This is a genomic window from Nocardia sp. NBC_01388 (assembly GCF_045040085.1).
GTDB lineage: Bacteria > Actinomycetota > Actinomycetes > Mycobacteriales > Mycobacteriaceae > Nocardia.
Genome location: NZ_CP109553.1, coordinates 7658887 through 7675438 on the forward strand (window position 1 = coordinate 7658887; position 16552 = coordinate 7675438).

Here is a 16552-nt window from a genome sequence, read left to right on the forward strand (position 1 = left end):
GATGGAGGGTGGCGCTGCCGGTGAGATAGCTCAGATGAGGTTGAGGGAGTTGAGGAAATGTGTTGCGAGGTCGGTGTTTCCGGTGAGGGTGACGTCGGATTCGGTCCAGGGGCGGCGGGTGGTGGACCACTGGGGGAATTCGAGGGACTGGGCGGTGATGTGGGCGGCCGCACCGTCGGGGGTGCCGGGGCGGACGTGCAGGCGGCCGCCGAGGGCGGGTTCGATACGCCACGTGCCGCCGCCGGGGCCGTCGAGGGTGAGGGCGAGGGGTGCGTCGAGCCAGTTCAGCCGGGTGCGCTGGGACTGCTCGAGCAGCATCATCAGCCAGGCGAGGATGGCGGCCAGGCGCGGGGCGTCGGTATCCGGGGTGGGGCGGCCGAGGGCGGGTGCGATGTCGTGGCGCAGATGGGTGTGCCAGTCGAAGAGGTACAGCGCCGGGAAGATGCGCAGCGGATAGGTCCCGATTTCGGCCACCGGCAAGGGGATTCGGCGCACACCGGGCAGGGTGAGAGCCCGTAGCGCCGTGATTCCGCGACGGCTCCAGATCTCGAACCCGTCTAGCACCTGCTGCGGCGACTGGGATCGCGCCTTCTCGACGGGGGCATTGTTCGACTGCTCGATATCCCGCGAGAACATGGACGTGATCGCGGCCGGCGTGATCAGCGCACGCGACAGCGCCGTCATATGCGCCACGACGTCCTGTACCCGCCAGCCCTCCGCGAGACTCGGCGTCGCCCACTCCGCATCGGTGAGGTCGCGGCAGAAGTCGAGCAGTGTCTCGCGTTCGGTGCGCAGCGCCGCCACGGAATCGGAACTCATCCTGTGAGTATCGGCCCTCGGTCCGGCTGAGCGCCCATGACCGTCCGTAGCAGCGGTGGAAAGGTTTCGCGCCCCGCTGAGGGGTGTACGGGACTCAGCGGGGCGCGGCTCGCGCCGACAGGCGGTGCGAGGGATCGGGGGAGTCGCGGTGACTCATGATCAACAGTCTGGTACCTCAACCTACGTTGAGGTCAAGTGCCCGGCGGAATCACGCCGTCTGCTGCTGATCGAAGACCTGGTCCGGTCGCAGCAGCAACTCCTCGGAAGGCTTCTGGTAGAAGGGAATCGGCCCTTCGGTGAGCCGCGCGGTACGACCCCGCGGTGCTCCCGACCGGTACAACCGCACGAAACCCTGCGCTCCCAGATCGACGGTGCGCGGCAGCGTGCGCGCGGCCAGCCTGTGCAGTTCGTCGTCGCCGCCGAGATACACCGGTCGCGCCCGCAGTCGCGGCCAGGCCGCACGGAAGTCGGGATGTAAAGGCAGCGCATCGATTTCGGCTTCGGGCAGCCAGCGCAGTTCATCGCTCTCCCGATCGTGCACGGTCGGGAGCAGCGCCGGGGCATCCGCGACCACGGTGGTGTAGGTCCACCCGCCGATCGCGGTGGTAGAGACGTGTTCACCGCGCACGATCACCTGCCCGGTGTCGACGCGGGTCTCCTCCCAGGCTTCGCGCAGCGCCGCCTCGATGGCGGATTCATGACTGTCGCGCGCACCGCCGGGGATGGTCCAGGTGCCCCGGGTGTCCGCCCGGCCACGTGCTCTGAGCTGCAAAAGCACTGCGGCGCCGCCATATTCGTCCAATGGCGCCCGCAGCAGCAGCCCGGCCGCGCCGAATCGGCCCCAGTGCCGGACGCCGTCGAGATCGCGGGACCAGCCGTCGCCGTCACCGCGCATGATGACCCCCTCCAGGGAATACCGCACCGTGGCGCAGGGCGTCCATCACGGTGCGAGCGGCATGGGAGGGCGTGCGCCGGGCATCGTGACCGATGGAGATCTGCCAGGGAATGGGCTCACCGATGCGCTCCGAATACACGGTTCCCGGCATGCGCGCGGCAACCGATCGGGCCGTCAGCGTGATACCGAAATTCCGTGCGGCCAACTCCAGCGCGAAGACCTGATCGGCGACCTCGATGACCGGAAGTCGCCGGGGGAAAAGGGTATCGGCAATGCTCCGAATGCCCCAGCCGGGAGCGAAATCGATGAACCGGACATCGGTGAGGTCCGCGGCGCGAAAGGGCCTGCCCGCCAGCGGATGCTCCGGCGCGGTGCACAGCACCAGGGTCTCCGCACTGACCAGGTACTGGGTGATCCCCGGCAGATCCATGGTCGATCCGGTCAGGAACGCGATGTCCAGACTGCCGCCGCGCAATCCGGCGATATTGCCCGCCACACCCGAAATGCTCTGTCGCATATGCATTGTCACCTGTGGAAAGTGTTCGTGCAGGTCGGCGATCGCCGCGGCGAGGTCCACACTGCGCACATTCATGAGATTGCCGATCACGACCTCACCGCGCACCTGTCCGTGCGCCGTATCGATCGCATCGACGATATCGCGGCGGGCGCGCAGCATCGACCGCGCCGGTTCGACCATGGCGTGGCCCGCATCGGTGAGCTCGAGTGCGCGCGGTGTGCTGGGTCAAGGCCAACTTCTCGGTGACGATGCTGGGCAATATGGAGGTCTACCGCCTCGATACCTAGCCGTATGAGGACCGGCCGCTCCCGCTGACTTATCCAGCGGGGCGGCCGGTTTTTCATTTCCCGGTTCGGCTTGTCCCAGGCCGACAGCAGTCACCTTCTGGAACATGTTCTAGACAAAGCGTATCTTTTGTCTTACCGTCGGTTCATGAGTTCAATGGCGTCTCAGGAAGTGCGTTTCGAGCTGATGTCGGGGGATACCTGGCGTGATCCCTGGCCGATGTACGCGGCCCTGCGGGAACACGATCCGGTGCATCGCGTGGTCCCCAGTGACCGGGAATCGGACGACTTCTATGTGCTCTCACGCCATGAGGACGTGTACGCCGCGGCGCGCGACCCCGAGACCTTCTCCTCCGCCTCCGGGCTGACCGTGGATTACATGAGTCTCGAGGCGGCGGGCATTCCGATCAAGCCGTTCGTCTTCATGGACCCGCCCGAGCACACCGACTTCCGGCGCCGGGTCGCGGCGGGATTCACACCCCGCCAGGTGAATTCGGTGGAACCGGCGGTGCGGGCCTTTGTCGTGGAACGCCTCGAGCGGCTGCGCAGGGCCGGGTCCGGGGATATCGTCGGCGAGCTGTTCAAGCCGCTGCCGACCATGGTCGTGGCGCACTATCTCGGTGTGCCGGAGGCGGATCAGGGCAAGTTCGACGAGTGGACCTATGCCATCGTCGGCGGCGCCATCGACGGCGCGAAGATCGCCGCGGGTGGCGAATTGCCCTCTGCCGTAGGCGAAATGGTGGGCTACTTCGCGGAGCTCATCGCACGCCGCCGCGCCGAGCCCGGCGATGACACCATCTCGCATCTGCTCGCCTCGGGACTTGGTGAAGACGGTGACAACGAGGGAATTCTGGCCATTCTCGGCTTCGCCTTCACCATGATCACCGGCGGAAACGACACCACCACGGGCAATCTCGGCGGAGCGGTGCAGCTGCTGGAGCAGTACCCCGAGCAGCGGCGACTGCTGGTCGAGAATCCGGAGCTCATCCCCGATGCGGTGGAGGAATTCCTGCGCATGACCTCGCCCGTACAGGGGCTGGCCCGCGCCGCCACCCGGGATGTGGAGCTGCACGACACCACCATCCCCGCCGGCCGCAAGGTGCTGCTGCTGTACGGATCCGCCAATCGCGATGAGCGGGAATTCGGCTCCACCGCAGGCGAACTCGATGTGCGCCGCAATCCCAAGCGGATCATGACCTTCAGCCACGGGCATCACCACTGCCTGGGTGCGGCCGCCGCGCGGATGCAGGCGCGGGTGGCGCTGGAAGAACTGCTCACCCGCTGCCCCGACTTCTCCGTCGACCTCGAGAATGTCACCTGGTCCAACGGAAACTATGTGCGCTGGCCCATGAGCGTGCCGTTCCAGGCGACCGCCTGAGCGGTGCGACCCACGGTGCACGGCGGCGGGAGCCGCCGCATCGGTAGTCTCGACCGGATGTGTATTCGAGGAGGGGAGGTGGCATGAGCCGGGACTGGTTGTCCGATGATCGCGCCGACCTCGCCGCCGAACGCATACTCGACGCCGCAGCCGCGCTCTTCGCCGAGCGCGGCGTCACCGCCGTCGGCATGGGCGATATCGCCAAGGCCGCGGGCTGCTCACGCGCCACTCTGTACCGATACTTCGACAATCGGCAGGCGGTGCGGCTGGCCTTCGTGCATCGCGAAACCCGCCGCATCGCGGCGCGCATCGCGGCGCAGGCCCGCACCACCGACGATCCGGGCGAATGGGTGGTCGGCGCCATGCTCGCGGCGGTGCGTGAGGTGCGCGCGGACCCCTTGCTCATCGCCTGGTTCCGGCCCGGTGAGGCCGGGTCGGCCGGACGCATCAGCCAGGATTCCGCTGTTGTCGAATCCATTGCGGCAGGGCTCTTCACACCCATGGGCCGCACCGACCCGGAGCGTAGCCGTCTCGCGCGCTGGCTCACCCGGATCATCGTCTCGCTGCTCTCCGCGCCGGGGCGTGACGATGCCGAAGAGCGAGCGATGCTCGAGGAATTCGTCGCGCCGACGATCTCCCGCGTCATCGCCTGATCCGCACCGGCTGAGATCGCGAACCCGGTGTGCTGCGGACCTGTCACCTGGGTGTGCTGCGGACCTGTCACCTGGGTGTGCTGCGGACCTGTCACCTGGGTGTGCTGCGGACCCGTCATCCCGGCGCGTTTTTTTGGCCGGGATCCACCGGAACCGGTGAGAGCGCTATGGGTGTGGACCCCGGCCGAACCCATGCCGGGATGACGGGGGATTCGGTCCCTAGCTGGTGGCGCGGTAGCCGGTGCGGTGGCCGTAGATGCCCTCGGTGAGCACGGCGGCCAGGTCTCGGGTGGCGTCTCGGCCGGACTTCATGGGCATGGCGTGGAAGACGTGCCAGACCTTGCGGTATTCGCGATGTCGCAGGGGGACACCGAGTTCGGTGGCGCGGGCGGCGAGGCGGCGGGCGTCGCCGGAGAGCGGATCCTCGCCGGCCGAGTGGACCACTATGGGCGGTAGTCCCGTGAGGTCGCGGTAGAGCGGGGAGAGGGCGTGGCGCTGGGCCGCGGGGATTCCCGGGAGGTAGGCGTCGAGGAACTGCTCGATGACCTTCGGGGTGATCAGCGGTTCCCGGGTCGGGCCGCAGTGGAACGCGGCGGAGTCGGGGGAGAAGTCCAGCACCGGGCAGATCAGCCCGAGAATCGCAGGGGCGGGCAGGTTTTCGTCGCGTATGCGCATCCCCACCTCCAGTGCCAGGCCGCCGCCCGCCGAATCACCGGCCACCGCAATGTGTTCGGCGGGGATGCCGCGCTCCAGCAGTTCGCGGTACACGGCCACGGCGTCGTCGATCGGTGCCGGGTGGGGATGTTCGGGCGCGAGCCGGTAGTCGAGCGCGTAGACGGTGGTGCCCATATCGAGCGCGAGGGCGCCGGTCAGCGGGCGCATCATGCGGGCGCTGCCGATGACGTAGCCGCCGCCGTGCAGGTAGAGCACCGCGGCATCGGCGGGAGCGCCCGGGGGCGTGAGGATTTCGACCGGCAGGTCCGCCAGCTGCGCCGAGGTCACCACGACCGTGCGCGGTGCGCGCGCGTTGGCGGTGGTCGTTTCGGCGCGGCGGCGGGCCAGCTCCCAATCGGGGGCCGCGGCGAACCAGTACCGCCCCAGAAGCCGGGAAGTGAAGCGCAACAGGGATTTCAGCACGAGGTACTCATTTCCGGCTCATGATCTGACGGTTCAGGTGGTAGTCGACCGGATCGGGCGCGCGGCGAATGAGCTTCTCGTACCGGCCCGGGCTCCACGGCCACAGCTCGGGCAGTCCGTCCTTGCCCAGGTACCAGCTCTGGCAGCCGGTGGTCCACACGGTGCTCGGGGCGGCGGCGCGCATCTGCGCATTGTAGCGATCGGTGGCGGCGTGCGTCGGCGCCACGGTCGCGAATTCGCCTGTGCGCCAACGCTGCAACCAGCTCACAATGCGGAAGGACTGGGCCTCGGCGACGGCGGTGAGCGGATGATTGGCGAAGGGACTGTGCGGGCCGACCAGCATGAAGAAGTTCGGGAAGTCCGGCATCATGACGCCCTCGAAGGCGCGCGGGCCATCCGCCCAGGCCTGATCGAGGGTGCGATCACCGGCACCGGTGATCGCCATCGGACGCATATAGGCATGTGAATCGAATCCTGTTGCCAGCACCAGGATATCGAGCTCGTGCCGGTGCCCGTCCGCGGTGACGACGCCGTTCTCGAGCACCTGCGCGATACCGCTGGTGACCAGCTCGACATCCGGGCGCTGTACGGCGGCGTAGAAGCGATCCGACACCACCAGGCGTTTGCACATGGCCTGGTAATCCGGTGTCAGCTTGCGGCGCAGCTCAGGATCCTTGACGGACTTCAGGTTTCGCTCCACCACCCACTGAATGAGCCTGCGGATTCGGCCCTCGTGCACCAGGCCCTGCGAGAAGGCCGCGAAGAACGCGCGATTCATGTGATAGGCGGCCGAGCCGAGTACGGGCAGTCGGCGATACACCCGCTTGGCCAGCTCCGAATACGGTTTGTTGACCGTCGGCAGTATCCACTGCGGAGTCCGCTGGAACATCACGACTCTCGGCACCTGCCCGGCCAGTGCGCTCACCAGCTGGGTGCCGGTTGAGCCGGTGCCGATCACGCCGACGCGCTTACCGGTCAGGTCGACCTCGTGATCCCAGCGGGATGAATGCATGACAGGTCCGGCGAAATCGTCCAGCCCCGCAATGGCAGGTCGATTCGGGTGATGCAGAAATCCTGTTGCGCACATGACGAAGTCGAAGCGCTCCACCTCGCCGCCGGCCAGCGTGACCTGCCAGCCGTTGTCCTCGAACCGCGCGCCGACCACCTGGGCGCCGAATCTGGTGTGGCGGTGCAAGCCTTGATCGCGCGCCACCTGGGCCAGGTAATCCTTGATCTCCGGACCGCCCGAATACAGCTGGGACCATTCGGGATTCATAGCGAAGGTGAATTGGTAGTAGCGCGACGGCACATCGCACACCAGGCCCGGATAGGTGTTGTCGCGCCAGGTGCCGCCGTAGTCCGCGGCCTTCTCGAAGAGGGTGAAATCGGTGAATCCAGCCCGCTGCAGTGCGACGCCCATCGCAATGCCGGAGATCCCGGCGCCGACGATGGCGATCCGCGGTTCGTTCATGGCACCGCAGCCTAGGTGCGCATCCGGCCGTTCGGAAGACTTTTCCGAATATCGGTAGACATTCCGTTAGTGGCTAGACGCAATGTAAAGCGAGTGCTACGTTGTGCGACAGATCACAAGCTCGAGCCAAGGAACGACTATGCGAGCACTCCAGTGGACCGGTCCCGAAAAAGTCGCGGTCAATGACATTCCGGTCCCCGATATCGGACCGAACGACCTGCTGCTGCGGGTCGGCGCGGCCGGCGTCTGCCATTCGGACCTGACCCTGGTCAACTTCCCGTACCAGTTGCGCGAAGATCCGCTCACCCTCGGCCACGAGATCGCGGGCACCATCGAGGCCATCGGCTCCGATGTCAGCGGTCGCGATATCGGCGAACGCGGTCTGGTGTATCTGTTCTGGACCTGCGGGGTCTGCCGCGAATGTGTCAGCGGCAATGAGAACGTCTGCATTGCCGCCGGTCGCACCGCCATGCCGCCGTGCCCCGGCCTCACCGTCGAGGGCGGTATGGCGGAGTACGTCCGCATTCCGGCCACCTCGTTCGTGCCGATCGGTGATCTGGACTTCCTGCAGGCCGCGCCCGTCGCCGACGCCGCGCTGACCGCGTATCACGCCATTCGCGGCGCGCGAGATGTGCTGCGGCCCGGTGGAACCGCCCTCGCCATCGGCATCGGCGGCCTCGGGCATGTGGCCGTGCAGATCCTGCGCGCCATCAGCGGTGTGCGGGTGATCGCGGTGGATGTGGCTCAGGAAAAGCTCGACCTGGCCGCCAAATGCGGTGCGGACCTCGGCCTTCTGGTCGGTGACGACACCGCCGAGGAGATCTTGGAGCTGACCGGCGGCCGTGGCGCCGAAGCCGTCTTCGACTTCGTCGGTGTGGACGCCACCGCCAAGCTGGCGGTGGAAACCGTGGCGCCCAACGGCGCCTATCGCATGGTCGGAATCGGCGGCGGCGCACCGGAAATCACCTCCGGCCCGGCCGGTGGACCGGGCTGGCCCTGGGGCGCTTCGGTGCGAAAGTCCCTGGGCGGCACTCGAAGTGACCTCTACGACTGCGTCGGCCTGGCTCAGGCGGGCCTGCTGCACATGGAGGTCGAGCGCTTCGATCTCGCCGATGGTCCGGAAGCCCTGCAGCGCTTGGACAAAGGTCAGATCCGGGGCCGCGCGGTTCTCGTCCCCTGATCATCGATCCTCGCCGGGCTCGGCGGCGGCAGGAAACTGCCGCCGCCGAGCCCGTTGTCATGTGTGGGAAGGGGGAGATGCGACCGATTCCGGCGATTCGTTCGACGATGTGCGGGTAACCGCCAACCATGCCAATCCGGCGAATGTTGTCCGCCAAGTTGCTGAACTGGTTCGTACCAGTTGGTGATACGGTGCGATGTGACGCCGACAACTCAGGTCTCGCCCCGAGACCGAGAGCACTGACCGGGGCAGGACCAGGGTTTCTGTCTGCCGGTTGCATGCGATGGCGAAGGAATCAGGCACCGGGCCGTGATGGCCTGGTGCCAACTGCATTGTTGCCGCGAAGCCAGATAGAGGAGACATAGTGGCGATATCGGACCCGCAGCCGGAGGTGTCAGGCCCGCCCGCCGGCCGCACCACCGGACTGTTCCGCACCAAGTCCGTCGAGCAGTCCCTGCGCGACACCGACGAGCCGGATGCCAAACTCCGCAAAGACCTGACCTCGTGGGACCTCACCATTTTCGGTGTCGCGGTGGTGGTCGGCGCCGGTATCTTCACCCTCACCGCGCGCACCGCCGGCCAGATGGCCGGACCCGCGGTCTCGCTGGCCTTCGTCTTCGCCGCCGTGGCCTGCGGCCTGGCCGCGCTCTGCTACGCCGAATTCGCCTCGACCGTGCCGGTGGCCGGTAGTGCGTACACCTTCTCCTACGCCACCTTCGGTGAACTGATCGCCTGGATCATCGGCTGGGACCTCATCCTCGAATTCGCGCTCGGCACCTCCGTCGTCGCCAAGGGCTGGTCGCAGTACCTCGGCACGGTCATGGGCGACCGCCCCGCGATCTGGCACTTCGGCTCGATCAAATTCGATTGGGGCGCAGTACTTCTCATCGCGATCCTGGCCGTGCTGCTCGCCATGGGCACCAAGCTGTCCTCGCGGGTCTCGGCGGTCGCGGTCGCCATCAAACTGGCCGTCATCGCACTGGTGGTCGTGGTCGGCCTGACCTACTTCAAGGCCTCCAATCTCGAGCCGTTCATCCCGAAATCGGTGCCCAACACCGGCGCCGAAACGAGCAAGCTGCATCAGACGCTGTTCCAGCTCGTCACCGGCGGCGGCCACAGCAGCTTCGGCTGGTACGGCCTGCTGGCGGCGGCCAGCATCGTGTTCTTCGCCTTCATCGGCTTCGACGTGGTCGCCACTGCGGCCGAGGAGACCAAGGACCCGCAGCGCAATGTGCCGCGCGGCATTCTCGGCTCGCTGGCCATCGTCACCGTGCTCTATGTGGCGGTATCGCTGGTGCTGACCGGCATGGTGCCCTATACCGATCTGCAGGGTGAGGACGCCACCCTCGCCACGGCTTTCGCGGTGCACGGGGTCACCTGGGCCAAGAACATCATCTCCATCGGTGCGCTGGCCGGTCTGACCACCGTCGTCATGGTGTTGTTCCTCGGCCAGACCCGCGTGCTGTTCGCCATGTCGCGTGACGGGCTCATGCCGCGCAAGCTGGCCAAGACCGGCTCCCGGGGCACCCCGGTCCGCATTACCGCCATCGTCGGCGTCATCTGCGCGGTGCTGGCCGGATTCGTGGACTTCGGCACCCTCGAGGAGATGGTCAATATCGGCACGCTCTTCGCGTTCGTGCTGGTCTCGCTCGGCGTGGTCGTGCTCCGCCGCACCCGCCCCGATCTGAAGCGCGGCTTCCGGGTGCCGCTGGTGCCGTTCGTGCCGATCCTGGCGGTCATCGCCTGCGCCTGGCTCATGTTCAACCTGTCGGTGGAGACCTGGCTGCGGTTCGTCATCTGGATGGCCGTCGGGTTCGCCGTGTACTTCCTCTACGGCCGCAAGCATTCGCTGCTCGGCCGGGCGAATGCGGAAGTTGCCAAAAATAAGTAGCTGATCGGCTGCTCGAGTTCGGTGCCGGTGGTGTGTCGTCATGACTCGACCTGGCCGGATGAGGTGTAATGACTCCAACTAGTGAGAGTTGCGACACAGGATCCGCCCCACCAGCACCACCTCAGCATCCGAGAGGAACCGATCGTGAGCATGCTCCTCGCTATGCACGAGACGTACACGACCGTTGTCGCGCAGATCGGCAACCCGACACCGGAGACCCCGCCGGTGGCGGACAAGCTGATGAAGCTGGTCCGGTACTTCACCTGGTTCACCATGCTCTCCGGTGTCACCGCCATCACGTACGGCGGCGGCCGGTTCGCCTGGGAGAAGTGGAGCGGCGGCGGTCTCGAATCGCCGAAGATGGTGGCCGGAGCCATGATCGGCGGCGCCACCGCCACCAGTGCCGGAACGATTATGAATACGGTCATCGGCAACTGACCGCGGCCGCGATGCGAAGCAGCGCACGGGTGCACCGGAGAACCGGTGCACCCGTTGCCATTTCCGGTGCCTACCGGGCGAGCATGGTGTTCATCTGATCGATCTCGGCCTGCTGGCCGGTGACGATCGCCTGGGCCATGGCCTTCGCATCGGCGTTCGTGCCGCTCGCGAGTTCGGTATTCGCCATGGCGATCGCGCCCTGGTGATGCTCGATCATCATCTGCATCCACTGCTTGTCGAAATCGGGGCCCGACAGGGCTTCGAGGGACTTCATCTGATCGGCCGACATCATCCCGGCCATGCCCTCATGGCCCGTCGTGGCGCTGGGCGCACCCTTGCCGAAAGCCTCCAGCAGCGTTGTCATCTGCTGCATCTCCGGCGCCTGCGCCTGCTCCACATTCTTGGCGAGGGTGATCAACTGCTGATTCTGGGAGCGGCTCGGGACCAGCTTCGCCATGTCCACCGCCTGTGCATGATGCGGATACATCATCTGCAGGAAGGTGACATCTGCATCGTTGAAATCGCTGCGGGTGGCGGGCTGGGCCGCCGTGCTCGTGGCGGCGCCGTGATCCATGCCGGACATGGATGCGGTGCTGGTCGTGGCGGGGGTCGAGGACGGATCATCGGTACTGCAGCCCGCGGCGATGAGGGCCACTGCGGCGGTGCCCGCGACGACGGCGAACTTGATACGGCTGGTGAACATGGTTGTGCTCCTTGGTGATTGCTCGAGAACCTGCTGATAGGCATGCGAAGACCCGGGGGAGTGGGCATGCGAAAACCCGCGTCCGCGTGCGTGATACGCGGCAGCGGCGGTCCATCAGACGCGCAGAATCGCCAATTCGGCCAAAGAGAGCACCGTCCACGGTGGCGGACGGGCGCGGTGCGGGCTCGATCGCCGCACCTTGGTGGCAGGGGTATCGCGCCGGCGGTGACGGAGCCGGCCCAGCAGGGCCAGGCCGAGCGCCAGCAGGAGCGTGGTGAGTACGAAGAGACAGCCGTGCATTCCGGCGTGGCCGCTGTCGCAATCGCCACCGGGGCAACCGGGCATGGTCGGGTTGTGCTCGGGGCTCATCGCGCCCGCGACCGTGACCATGGCGGAGTCCGTGACCACGGTGGACTCGTGGTGGCTCGAACCCATACCGAAAATCACCGAATGCATGATCGCGATTCCGGCGAGCAGGGTGAACAGCCCGAATGCCCGGATGTACCGGGTTTCGTGTGCCTGCTGTTCCACCACGGCGGCCATTCTAATACCCCCGCCTGGTATCTCCGGAGGGCGCGCCCGGGGCGTTCGGGTGGCGCGCCCGGAACGGCACTGCCAGGAGTAGAGGCGAGCCGGACGTTAGTCTGACGCCGTGTCACAGCGCGAACTGGTCATTCTGGGAACAGCCAGCCAAGTACCGACCAAACAGCGCAACCACAATGGATATCTATTGCGCTGGGACGGCGAAGGACTGCTCTTCGATCCGGGGGAGGGCACCCAGCGGCAGATGATCTACGCGGGGGTATCGGCCACCGATCTCACCCGCATCGGCATCACCCACTTCCACGGTGATCACAGCCTCGGACTGGCCGGGGTTGTACAGCGCATCAGCCTCGACAAGGTGCCGCATCCGGTGGACGTCTACTACCCGGCTTCCGGTGAGCAGTATTTCCAGCGGCTGTGCAGCTCCACCTCGTACCACCAGACCGGTGACCTGCGGCCGCACCCGATCACCGCGGCCGGTGAACTACCCGGGCCCGCAGCGCCTTTCGCGCTGCATACGGCGCCGCTGTCACATCCGGTGGAGGCCTTCGGCTATCGGCTCACCGAACCCGACGGGCGCCGCATCGTTCCGGAGCGGCTGCGGGAGTTCGGGCTCTCCGGGCCCGTGGTCGGGAAATTGCAGCGGGACGGCGAGGTGGAATTCGACGGGCGGACCGTTCGGCTCGACGAGGTCAGTGAGCTGCGGCGGGGGCAGAGCTTCGCATTCGTCATGGATACGCGGCTGTGCGCGGGTGTGCATGAATTGGCCGCGGGGGTGGACATGCTGGTCATCGAGGCCACCTTTGTGGATGCCGATACGCATCTCGCTACGGAATTCGGTCATTTGACGGCGGGGCAGGCCGGGGCGGTGGCTGCGCGCGCACAGGTGCGGACGCTGGTGCTCACGCATTTCTCGCAGCGATATCGGACGCTCGATGTGCATTTGGCGGAGGCGCGGGCGCAGTTCGACGGTGAGATCGTGGTGGCCGAGGATCTGATGCGGATTCCGCTGCCGCCGCGCCGCTGATCAAATACAGCTACCAGGCACGCTCGCCTTCAACCCCCCAGAACATGCACCTCATGTTCGTGGCCCGTCTCGTTCTGGACTGAGTGGAGCGGGGGAGCGCAGCGGAGGAGCGGAGGGAGGGAAGAACGAGACAAAGGGGGCCGCGAACCCGCCGGAGCGAAGCGGAGGCCAAAGATACAGTGGGTCGCATGGATGCGCACGAGGAACTGATCGCTCTTGCCGACCGGTACTGGGACGCCATGCTGGAGGCGGCGCCCAGTGAGGCAACCCTGTTGGGGGACAGGCGATTCGACGATCGGATCGAGGATCTGTCGGAGGCCGCCGAACAGCGGCTGCTCGGTACCTGGCGGGAGTTGCTGACCCGGGTCGACGCCCTCGATCCCGAGGGGCTGACCGCCGAGGACCAGGTCACCCGCAGTCTGCTGCGCACCGAGCTGGCCTCCGCCGCAGCCAATCTGGAATGGCGGCCGATCGAGCTGGCCTCCGACCAGATGACCGGCGTGCACGCGAGTCTGCTCACCATGGCTCCGCAGCTCAATGCGCCGGAGCCGGAGAATGCGCTGAGGTTGGTGCAGCGCTACCGGCGGTTCGGTCAGCTCCTGGACCAGGCCGTGCAGCGCTTCCGCGCCGGGCTGGCCGCCGGGCGCACCCCGGCGCGCATTGCCATCGAGCGTTCGCTCAACCAGCTGGACGGGTACCTGGCCTCGGATATTGCCGCCGACCCGTTTGTCACCTTCCCCGGTCCGCCGAACTGGGACGGCGAAACCGCCTGGCGCGCAGACCTGGCCGAGGTGGCACGCGATGTCATCCGGCCCGCCTTCCGTGCCTACCGGGATGTGCTCGCCGACGAGCTGCTCCCGGCCGCGCGCTCCGATGAGCAGCCCGGGCTGTGCTGGCTGGGCGAGGACGGCGCGAATATCTATCGCACCCTGCTGCGTCAGCACACCACGCTGTCCGATCTGGGCGCGGACGAGATCCATCAGCTCGGGCTCGACGAATTGGACGGGCTGCGTACCGAATACGCCGAGGTGGGCGGCCGGCTCTTCGGTCTCACCGACCTCGGCGAGATCTTCGCCCGGCTGCGCGAGGACTCCGGGCTGCGCTACGGCGACGGCGAGGAGATCATGGTCGATGCGCGGCAGTGCCTGGCCGCCGCACAGGCCGAGATGGGGAACTGGTTCGGCCGGCTGCCCCGGGAGTCCTGCGACATTCTCCCCGTGCCGGAGTTCCTGGCGGCGGATGCGCCCGCGGCCTACTACTTCCCGCCCGCCGCCGACGGTTCCCGCCCCGGCGCGTACTTCGTCAACCAGCATGATCCCAAGGGCCGCAATAGGTATGAGACCGCCTCGGTCGCCTATCACGAGGCCATCCCCGGCCATCACCTGCAGCTCACCATTGCCAATGAGCTCGACCACCTGCCCCGCTTCCAGCGCATGTCGTTCTCCAATACCGCCTTCGTGGAGGGCTGGGCGCTTTACACCGAACGCCTCGCCGACGAAATGGGCTTGTACCCAGACGATCTCACCCGCATCGGCATGCTGGCCGCCGACTCCTGGCGCTCCTGCCGCCTGGTCGTCGACACCGGCCTGCACGCCAAGGGCTGGACCCGCCAGCAGGCCATCGACTTCATGATCGCCAACGCCCCGGTCGGCGTAGACGAAATCCGCACCGAGGTGGACCGCTACATCGCCATGCCCGGCCAAGCCGTCGCCTACAAGGTCGGCCAACTGGAAATCCGCCGCCAACGCGCCGCCGCCGAACACCGCCTAGGCCCTGCCTTCGACATCAAAACCTTCCACGACAAGGTCCTGGGCTCCGGCTCCGTAAGCCTCCCCGTCCTCCGAGACCTCGTAGCCACCCTCTGACCACACGCTGAGCACTGACCCGGCCCTCATGCGCCAGGCGGCCTCCGCGGGCAGAGGCCGACTCTCTGCCCGTCGCATCGCGCACTCCCGCATCGCTACTCTCTGACCGCGAAGCCCGGCTTACCGCCAGGCCCTGATGGTGGCGATGACGGTCACCCGCTGTGCTGGGAGCGACTCTGCGCCCAGATCTCGGCTCGTTGTGCTTCGCGCTGAGATCGCTCCTAGCCGCCTTTGGCAGGGTGCGGCTCGCATCCGCCCGTGTGGCGCTCTTCGGCGCGCTGGTGAATTCCCGCATCGGCCGCACCGATCATCCAGCCCCGCAGGATCTCTCGCCCGCGATCCGCCTGGTCTTCCTCGGCGTCGCGGCCATGGCGGTGGTCATGATCGCGGCGGTGGCCACGATGCCACGAAACTGATCGATTGGGCCGCGAAACCGATCGGCTGGGCTGCAAGACTGAGCGGTTTGGTTTGTCCGTTTTGGCTGGTCGAGCAAACTTTGTCATCCGCCAGACACGGGCCAGATGGGACGCGTCGGCAATGATCCAGCACACTGTAGGTGTGGTTGAGGTCGAGGACGTGCTGAGCCGATTGCGGCGGTATCCGGATGTGGAGGCGGTGAACCTGTATGCGGTCGATGCCGCTGATCGGTTGCTACTGGATGTCGCCGCCGATTCCCTTGCCGCAGCGGGGGATGGCCGGGTGGCGGTGATCGACGACGGCTACGGCGCGCTGACGCTCGGCGCCATCGCCGCGTACGACCTGCGCGGCGTTCGGGTGCACCAGGATCTGCTCACCGGCGAACTCGCCCTGGCCAATAATGCGCGCCTGGTCGGACTGTCGGATCGATACGCCACCATGGAGCTGGGCGAGCGGCTGCTCGCGGACGTGCGGGTGGTGCTGTGGCGGCTGCCGCGCGCGCTGTCCGGACTGGCGGAAACCGCCGATGCCATCGCCCGCTACGCATCCCCCGAGGTGCGGGTGTACGCGGGCGGCCGGGACAAGTACCTGACGCCCGCCATGAATGACGTGCTGGCCGAATCCTTCGGCTCCGTCCAGGCCAGTCGCGGGCGGCAGAAATCGCGCGTCCTGCTGGCCGCCGAACCGAAAACCGCTGGAGATCCCCAGTTCCCGGTGCGCAACCAGCTCGACGATCAGGGCCTCGAGGTGGTCGCCCACGGCGCCGCGTTCTCCGGTTCGCGGCTGGATATCGGCACCCGCTTCCTGCTCGACTACCTCAGGCGGATGAAGCCCGATGCCCGCGACGCCATCGATCTAGGTTGCGGCACAGGCATTCTCGCGGTGGCGCTGGCCAAGGCCCGGCCCGGAATCCGCATTACCGCCACCGACCAGTCGGCCGCGGCCGTCGCCTCCACCCGCGCCACCGCCGAAGCCAATGCGGTGGCCGAGCGGATCACCGTGCTGCGTGACGACGCCATGTCGAGCACACCGGACAACAGCGCCGATCTGGTGCTGTGCAATCCGCCCTTCCATGTCGGCGCGGCTGTGCACACCGGATCCGCCATCAAGATGTTCCAGCAGGCCGGTCGAGTACTGCGGCCCGGCGGCGAACTGTGGACCGTCTACAACTCACACCTCAATTACCGTGGGGTCATGGAGCGCATGGTCGGCAAGACCGAGGTGATGGGCCGCAATCGCAAATTCACCGTCACCCGCTCGGTACGCGGGCTGCACACCACCCCTGCGGTGGACCGGGACGCGAGCTGAAAGACCGACCAGCACAATAGAGGCAT

Annotated in this window: 16 protein-coding genes; 9 read left to right on the forward strand and 7 right to left on the reverse strand. The window is 66.9% G+C overall.

Annotation, left to right across the window (positions count from 1 at the left end):
• Positions 1-30: 30 nt before the first annotated feature.
• From OG716_RS36265 to OG716_RS36275, 3 genes are all read right to left on the reverse strand, one after another.
• On the reverse strand, positions 31-819 hold the full coding sequence (locus OG716_RS36265) for a maleylpyruvate isomerase family mycothiol-dependent enzyme (protein WP_405134791.1): 789 nt from the start codon (positions 817-819) through the stop codon (positions 31-33).
• Positions 820-1027: 208 nt separating this feature from the next.
• Positions 1028-1714, reverse strand: coding sequence for an NUDIX domain-containing protein (locus OG716_RS36270; RefSeq protein WP_405134792.1), 687 nt, complete (start codon positions 1712-1714; stop codon positions 1028-1030).
• Positions 1704-2411 carry a LysR substrate-binding domain-containing protein gene (locus tag OG716_RS36275; RefSeq protein WP_405134793.1) on the reverse strand — a complete coding sequence of 236 codons (708 nt, stop codon included), beginning with the start codon at positions 2409-2411 and terminating at the stop codon, positions 1704-1706. The genes OG716_RS36270 and OG716_RS36275 overlap by 11 nt, the downstream gene beginning before the upstream one ends.
• 252 nt (positions 2412-2663) lie before the next feature.
• Between OG716_RS36275 and OG716_RS36280 the strand changes: the two genes are divergently transcribed.
• Together OG716_RS36280 and OG716_RS36285 are read left to right on the forward strand one after the other, a co-directional pair.
• Positions 2664-3893 (forward strand): cytochrome P450, encoded by a 1230-nt coding sequence (locus OG716_RS36280; RefSeq protein WP_405134794.1) that lies wholly within the window; start codon positions 2664-2666, stop codon positions 3891-3893.
• 83 nt (positions 3894-3976) lie between these two features.
• Positions 3977-4546: a helix-turn-helix domain-containing protein gene (locus tag OG716_RS36285; protein ID WP_405134795.1), complete on the forward strand. Its 570-nt coding sequence runs from the start codon at positions 3977-3979 to the stop codon at positions 4544-4546.
• Between the two features lie 219 nt (positions 4547-4765).
• Here OG716_RS36285 and OG716_RS36290 read toward each other — a convergent pair whose 3' ends face one another.
• Positions 4766-5683 (reverse strand): alpha/beta hydrolase, encoded by a 918-nt coding sequence (locus OG716_RS36290; protein ID WP_405134796.1) that lies wholly within the window; start codon positions 5681-5683, stop codon positions 4766-4768.
• A gap of 7 nt (positions 5684-5690) precedes the next feature.
• Positions 5691-7154: a flavin-containing monooxygenase gene (locus OG716_RS36295; protein ID WP_405134797.1), complete on the reverse strand. Its 1464-nt coding sequence runs from the start codon at positions 7152-7154 to the stop codon at positions 5691-5693.
• A 139-nt stretch (positions 7155-7293) separates the two neighbouring features.
• On the opposite strand from OG716_RS36295, the gene OG716_RS36300 reads away from it, so the two are divergent.
• From OG716_RS36300 to OG716_RS36310, 3 genes are all read left to right on the forward strand, one after another.
• Positions 7294-8334: an NAD(P)-dependent alcohol dehydrogenase gene (locus tag OG716_RS36300; RefSeq protein WP_405134798.1), complete on the forward strand. Its 1041-nt coding sequence runs from the start codon at positions 7294-7296 to the stop codon at positions 8332-8334.
• A gap of 364 nt (positions 8335-8698) precedes the next feature.
• Positions 8699-10225: an APC family permease gene (locus tag OG716_RS36305; protein WP_405134799.1), complete on the forward strand. Its 1527-nt coding sequence runs from the start codon at positions 8699-8701 to the stop codon at positions 10223-10225.
• Between the two features lie 150 nt (positions 10226-10375).
• Complete coding sequence (locus tag OG716_RS36310; RefSeq protein WP_327146724.1) at positions 10376-10663, forward strand: hypothetical protein; 288 nt, start codon at positions 10376-10378, stop codon at positions 10661-10663.
• Between the two features lie 70 nt (positions 10664-10733).
• On the opposite strand, the gene OG716_RS36315 is transcribed toward OG716_RS36310, so the two are convergent.
• Positions 10734-11366, reverse strand: a complete 633-nt coding sequence (locus OG716_RS36315) for a DUF305 domain-containing protein (RefSeq protein WP_405134800.1) — start codon at positions 11364-11366, stop codon at positions 10734-10736.
• A 114-nt stretch (positions 11367-11480) separates the two neighbouring features.
• Positions 11481-11900, reverse strand: a complete 420-nt coding sequence (locus OG716_RS36320; protein WP_405134801.1) for a DUF6153 family protein — start codon at positions 11898-11900, stop codon at positions 11481-11483.
• 118 nt (positions 11901-12018) lie between these two features.
• Here OG716_RS36320 and OG716_RS36325 point away from each other — a divergent pair, with 118 nt between their 5' ends.
• The 4 genes from OG716_RS36325 to OG716_RS36340 all read left to right on the forward strand — a co-directional run bounded on the left by OG716_RS36325 (position 12019) and on the right by OG716_RS36340 (position 16526).
• Complete coding sequence (locus OG716_RS36325; RefSeq protein WP_355119361.1) at positions 12019-12936, forward strand: ribonuclease Z; 918 nt, start codon at positions 12019-12021, stop codon at positions 12934-12936.
• Positions 12937-13124: 188 nt separating this feature from the next.
• Entirely contained in the window at positions 13125-14801 is a 1677-nt protein-coding gene (locus OG716_RS36330; protein WP_405134802.1) for a DUF885 domain-containing protein, read from the forward strand.
• A 239-nt stretch (positions 14802-15040) separates the two neighbouring features.
• Complete coding sequence (locus OG716_RS36335; protein WP_405134803.1) at positions 15041-15217, forward strand: hypothetical protein; 177 nt, start codon at positions 15041-15043, stop codon at positions 15215-15217.
• 142 nt (positions 15218-15359) lie between these two features.
• Complete coding sequence (locus tag OG716_RS36340) at positions 15360-16526, forward strand: class I SAM-dependent methyltransferase (RefSeq protein ID WP_405134804.1); 1167 nt, start codon at positions 15360-15362, stop codon at positions 16524-16526.
• Positions 16527-16552 lie beyond the last annotated feature (26 nt).

Bases quoted from the DNA above. Each gene is read 5' to 3' on its own strand.
- OG716_RS36270 (WP_405134792.1), bottom strand. From the start codon at position 1,714: ATGCGCGGTGACGGCGACGGCTGGTCCCGCGATCTCGACGGCGTCCGG.
- OG716_RS36315 (WP_405134800.1), bottom strand. From the start codon at position 11,366: ATGTTCACCAGCCGTATCAAGTTCGCCGTCGTCGCGGGCACCGCCGCA.
- OG716_RS36300 (WP_405134798.1), top strand. From the start codon at position 7,294: ATGCGAGCACTCCAGTGGACCGGTCCCGAAAAAGTCGCGGTCAATGAC.
- OG716_RS36265 (WP_405134791.1), bottom strand. From the start codon at position 819: ATGAGTTCCGATTCCGTGGCGGCGCTGCGCACCGAACGCGAGACACTG.
- OG716_RS36330 (WP_405134802.1), top strand. From the start codon at position 13,125: ATGGATGCGCACGAGGAACTGATCGCTCTTGCCGACCGGTACTGGGAC.
- OG716_RS36295 (WP_405134797.1), bottom strand. From the start codon at position 7,154: ATGAACGAACCGCGGATCGCCATCGTCGGCGCCGGGATCTCCGGCATT.
- OG716_RS36280 (WP_405134794.1), top strand. From the start codon at position 2,664: ATGAGTTCAATGGCGTCTCAGGAAGTGCGTTTCGAGCTGATGTCGGGG.
- OG716_RS36275 (WP_405134793.1), bottom strand. From the start codon at position 2,411: ATGGTCGAACCGGCGCGGTCGATGCTGCGCGCCCGCCGCGATATCGTC.
- OG716_RS36285 (WP_405134795.1), top strand. From the start codon at position 3,977: ATGAGCCGGGACTGGTTGTCCGATGATCGCGCCGACCTCGCCGCCGAA.
- OG716_RS36310 (WP_327146724.1), top strand. From the start codon at position 10,376: ATGCTCCTCGCTATGCACGAGACGTACACGACCGTTGTCGCGCAGATC.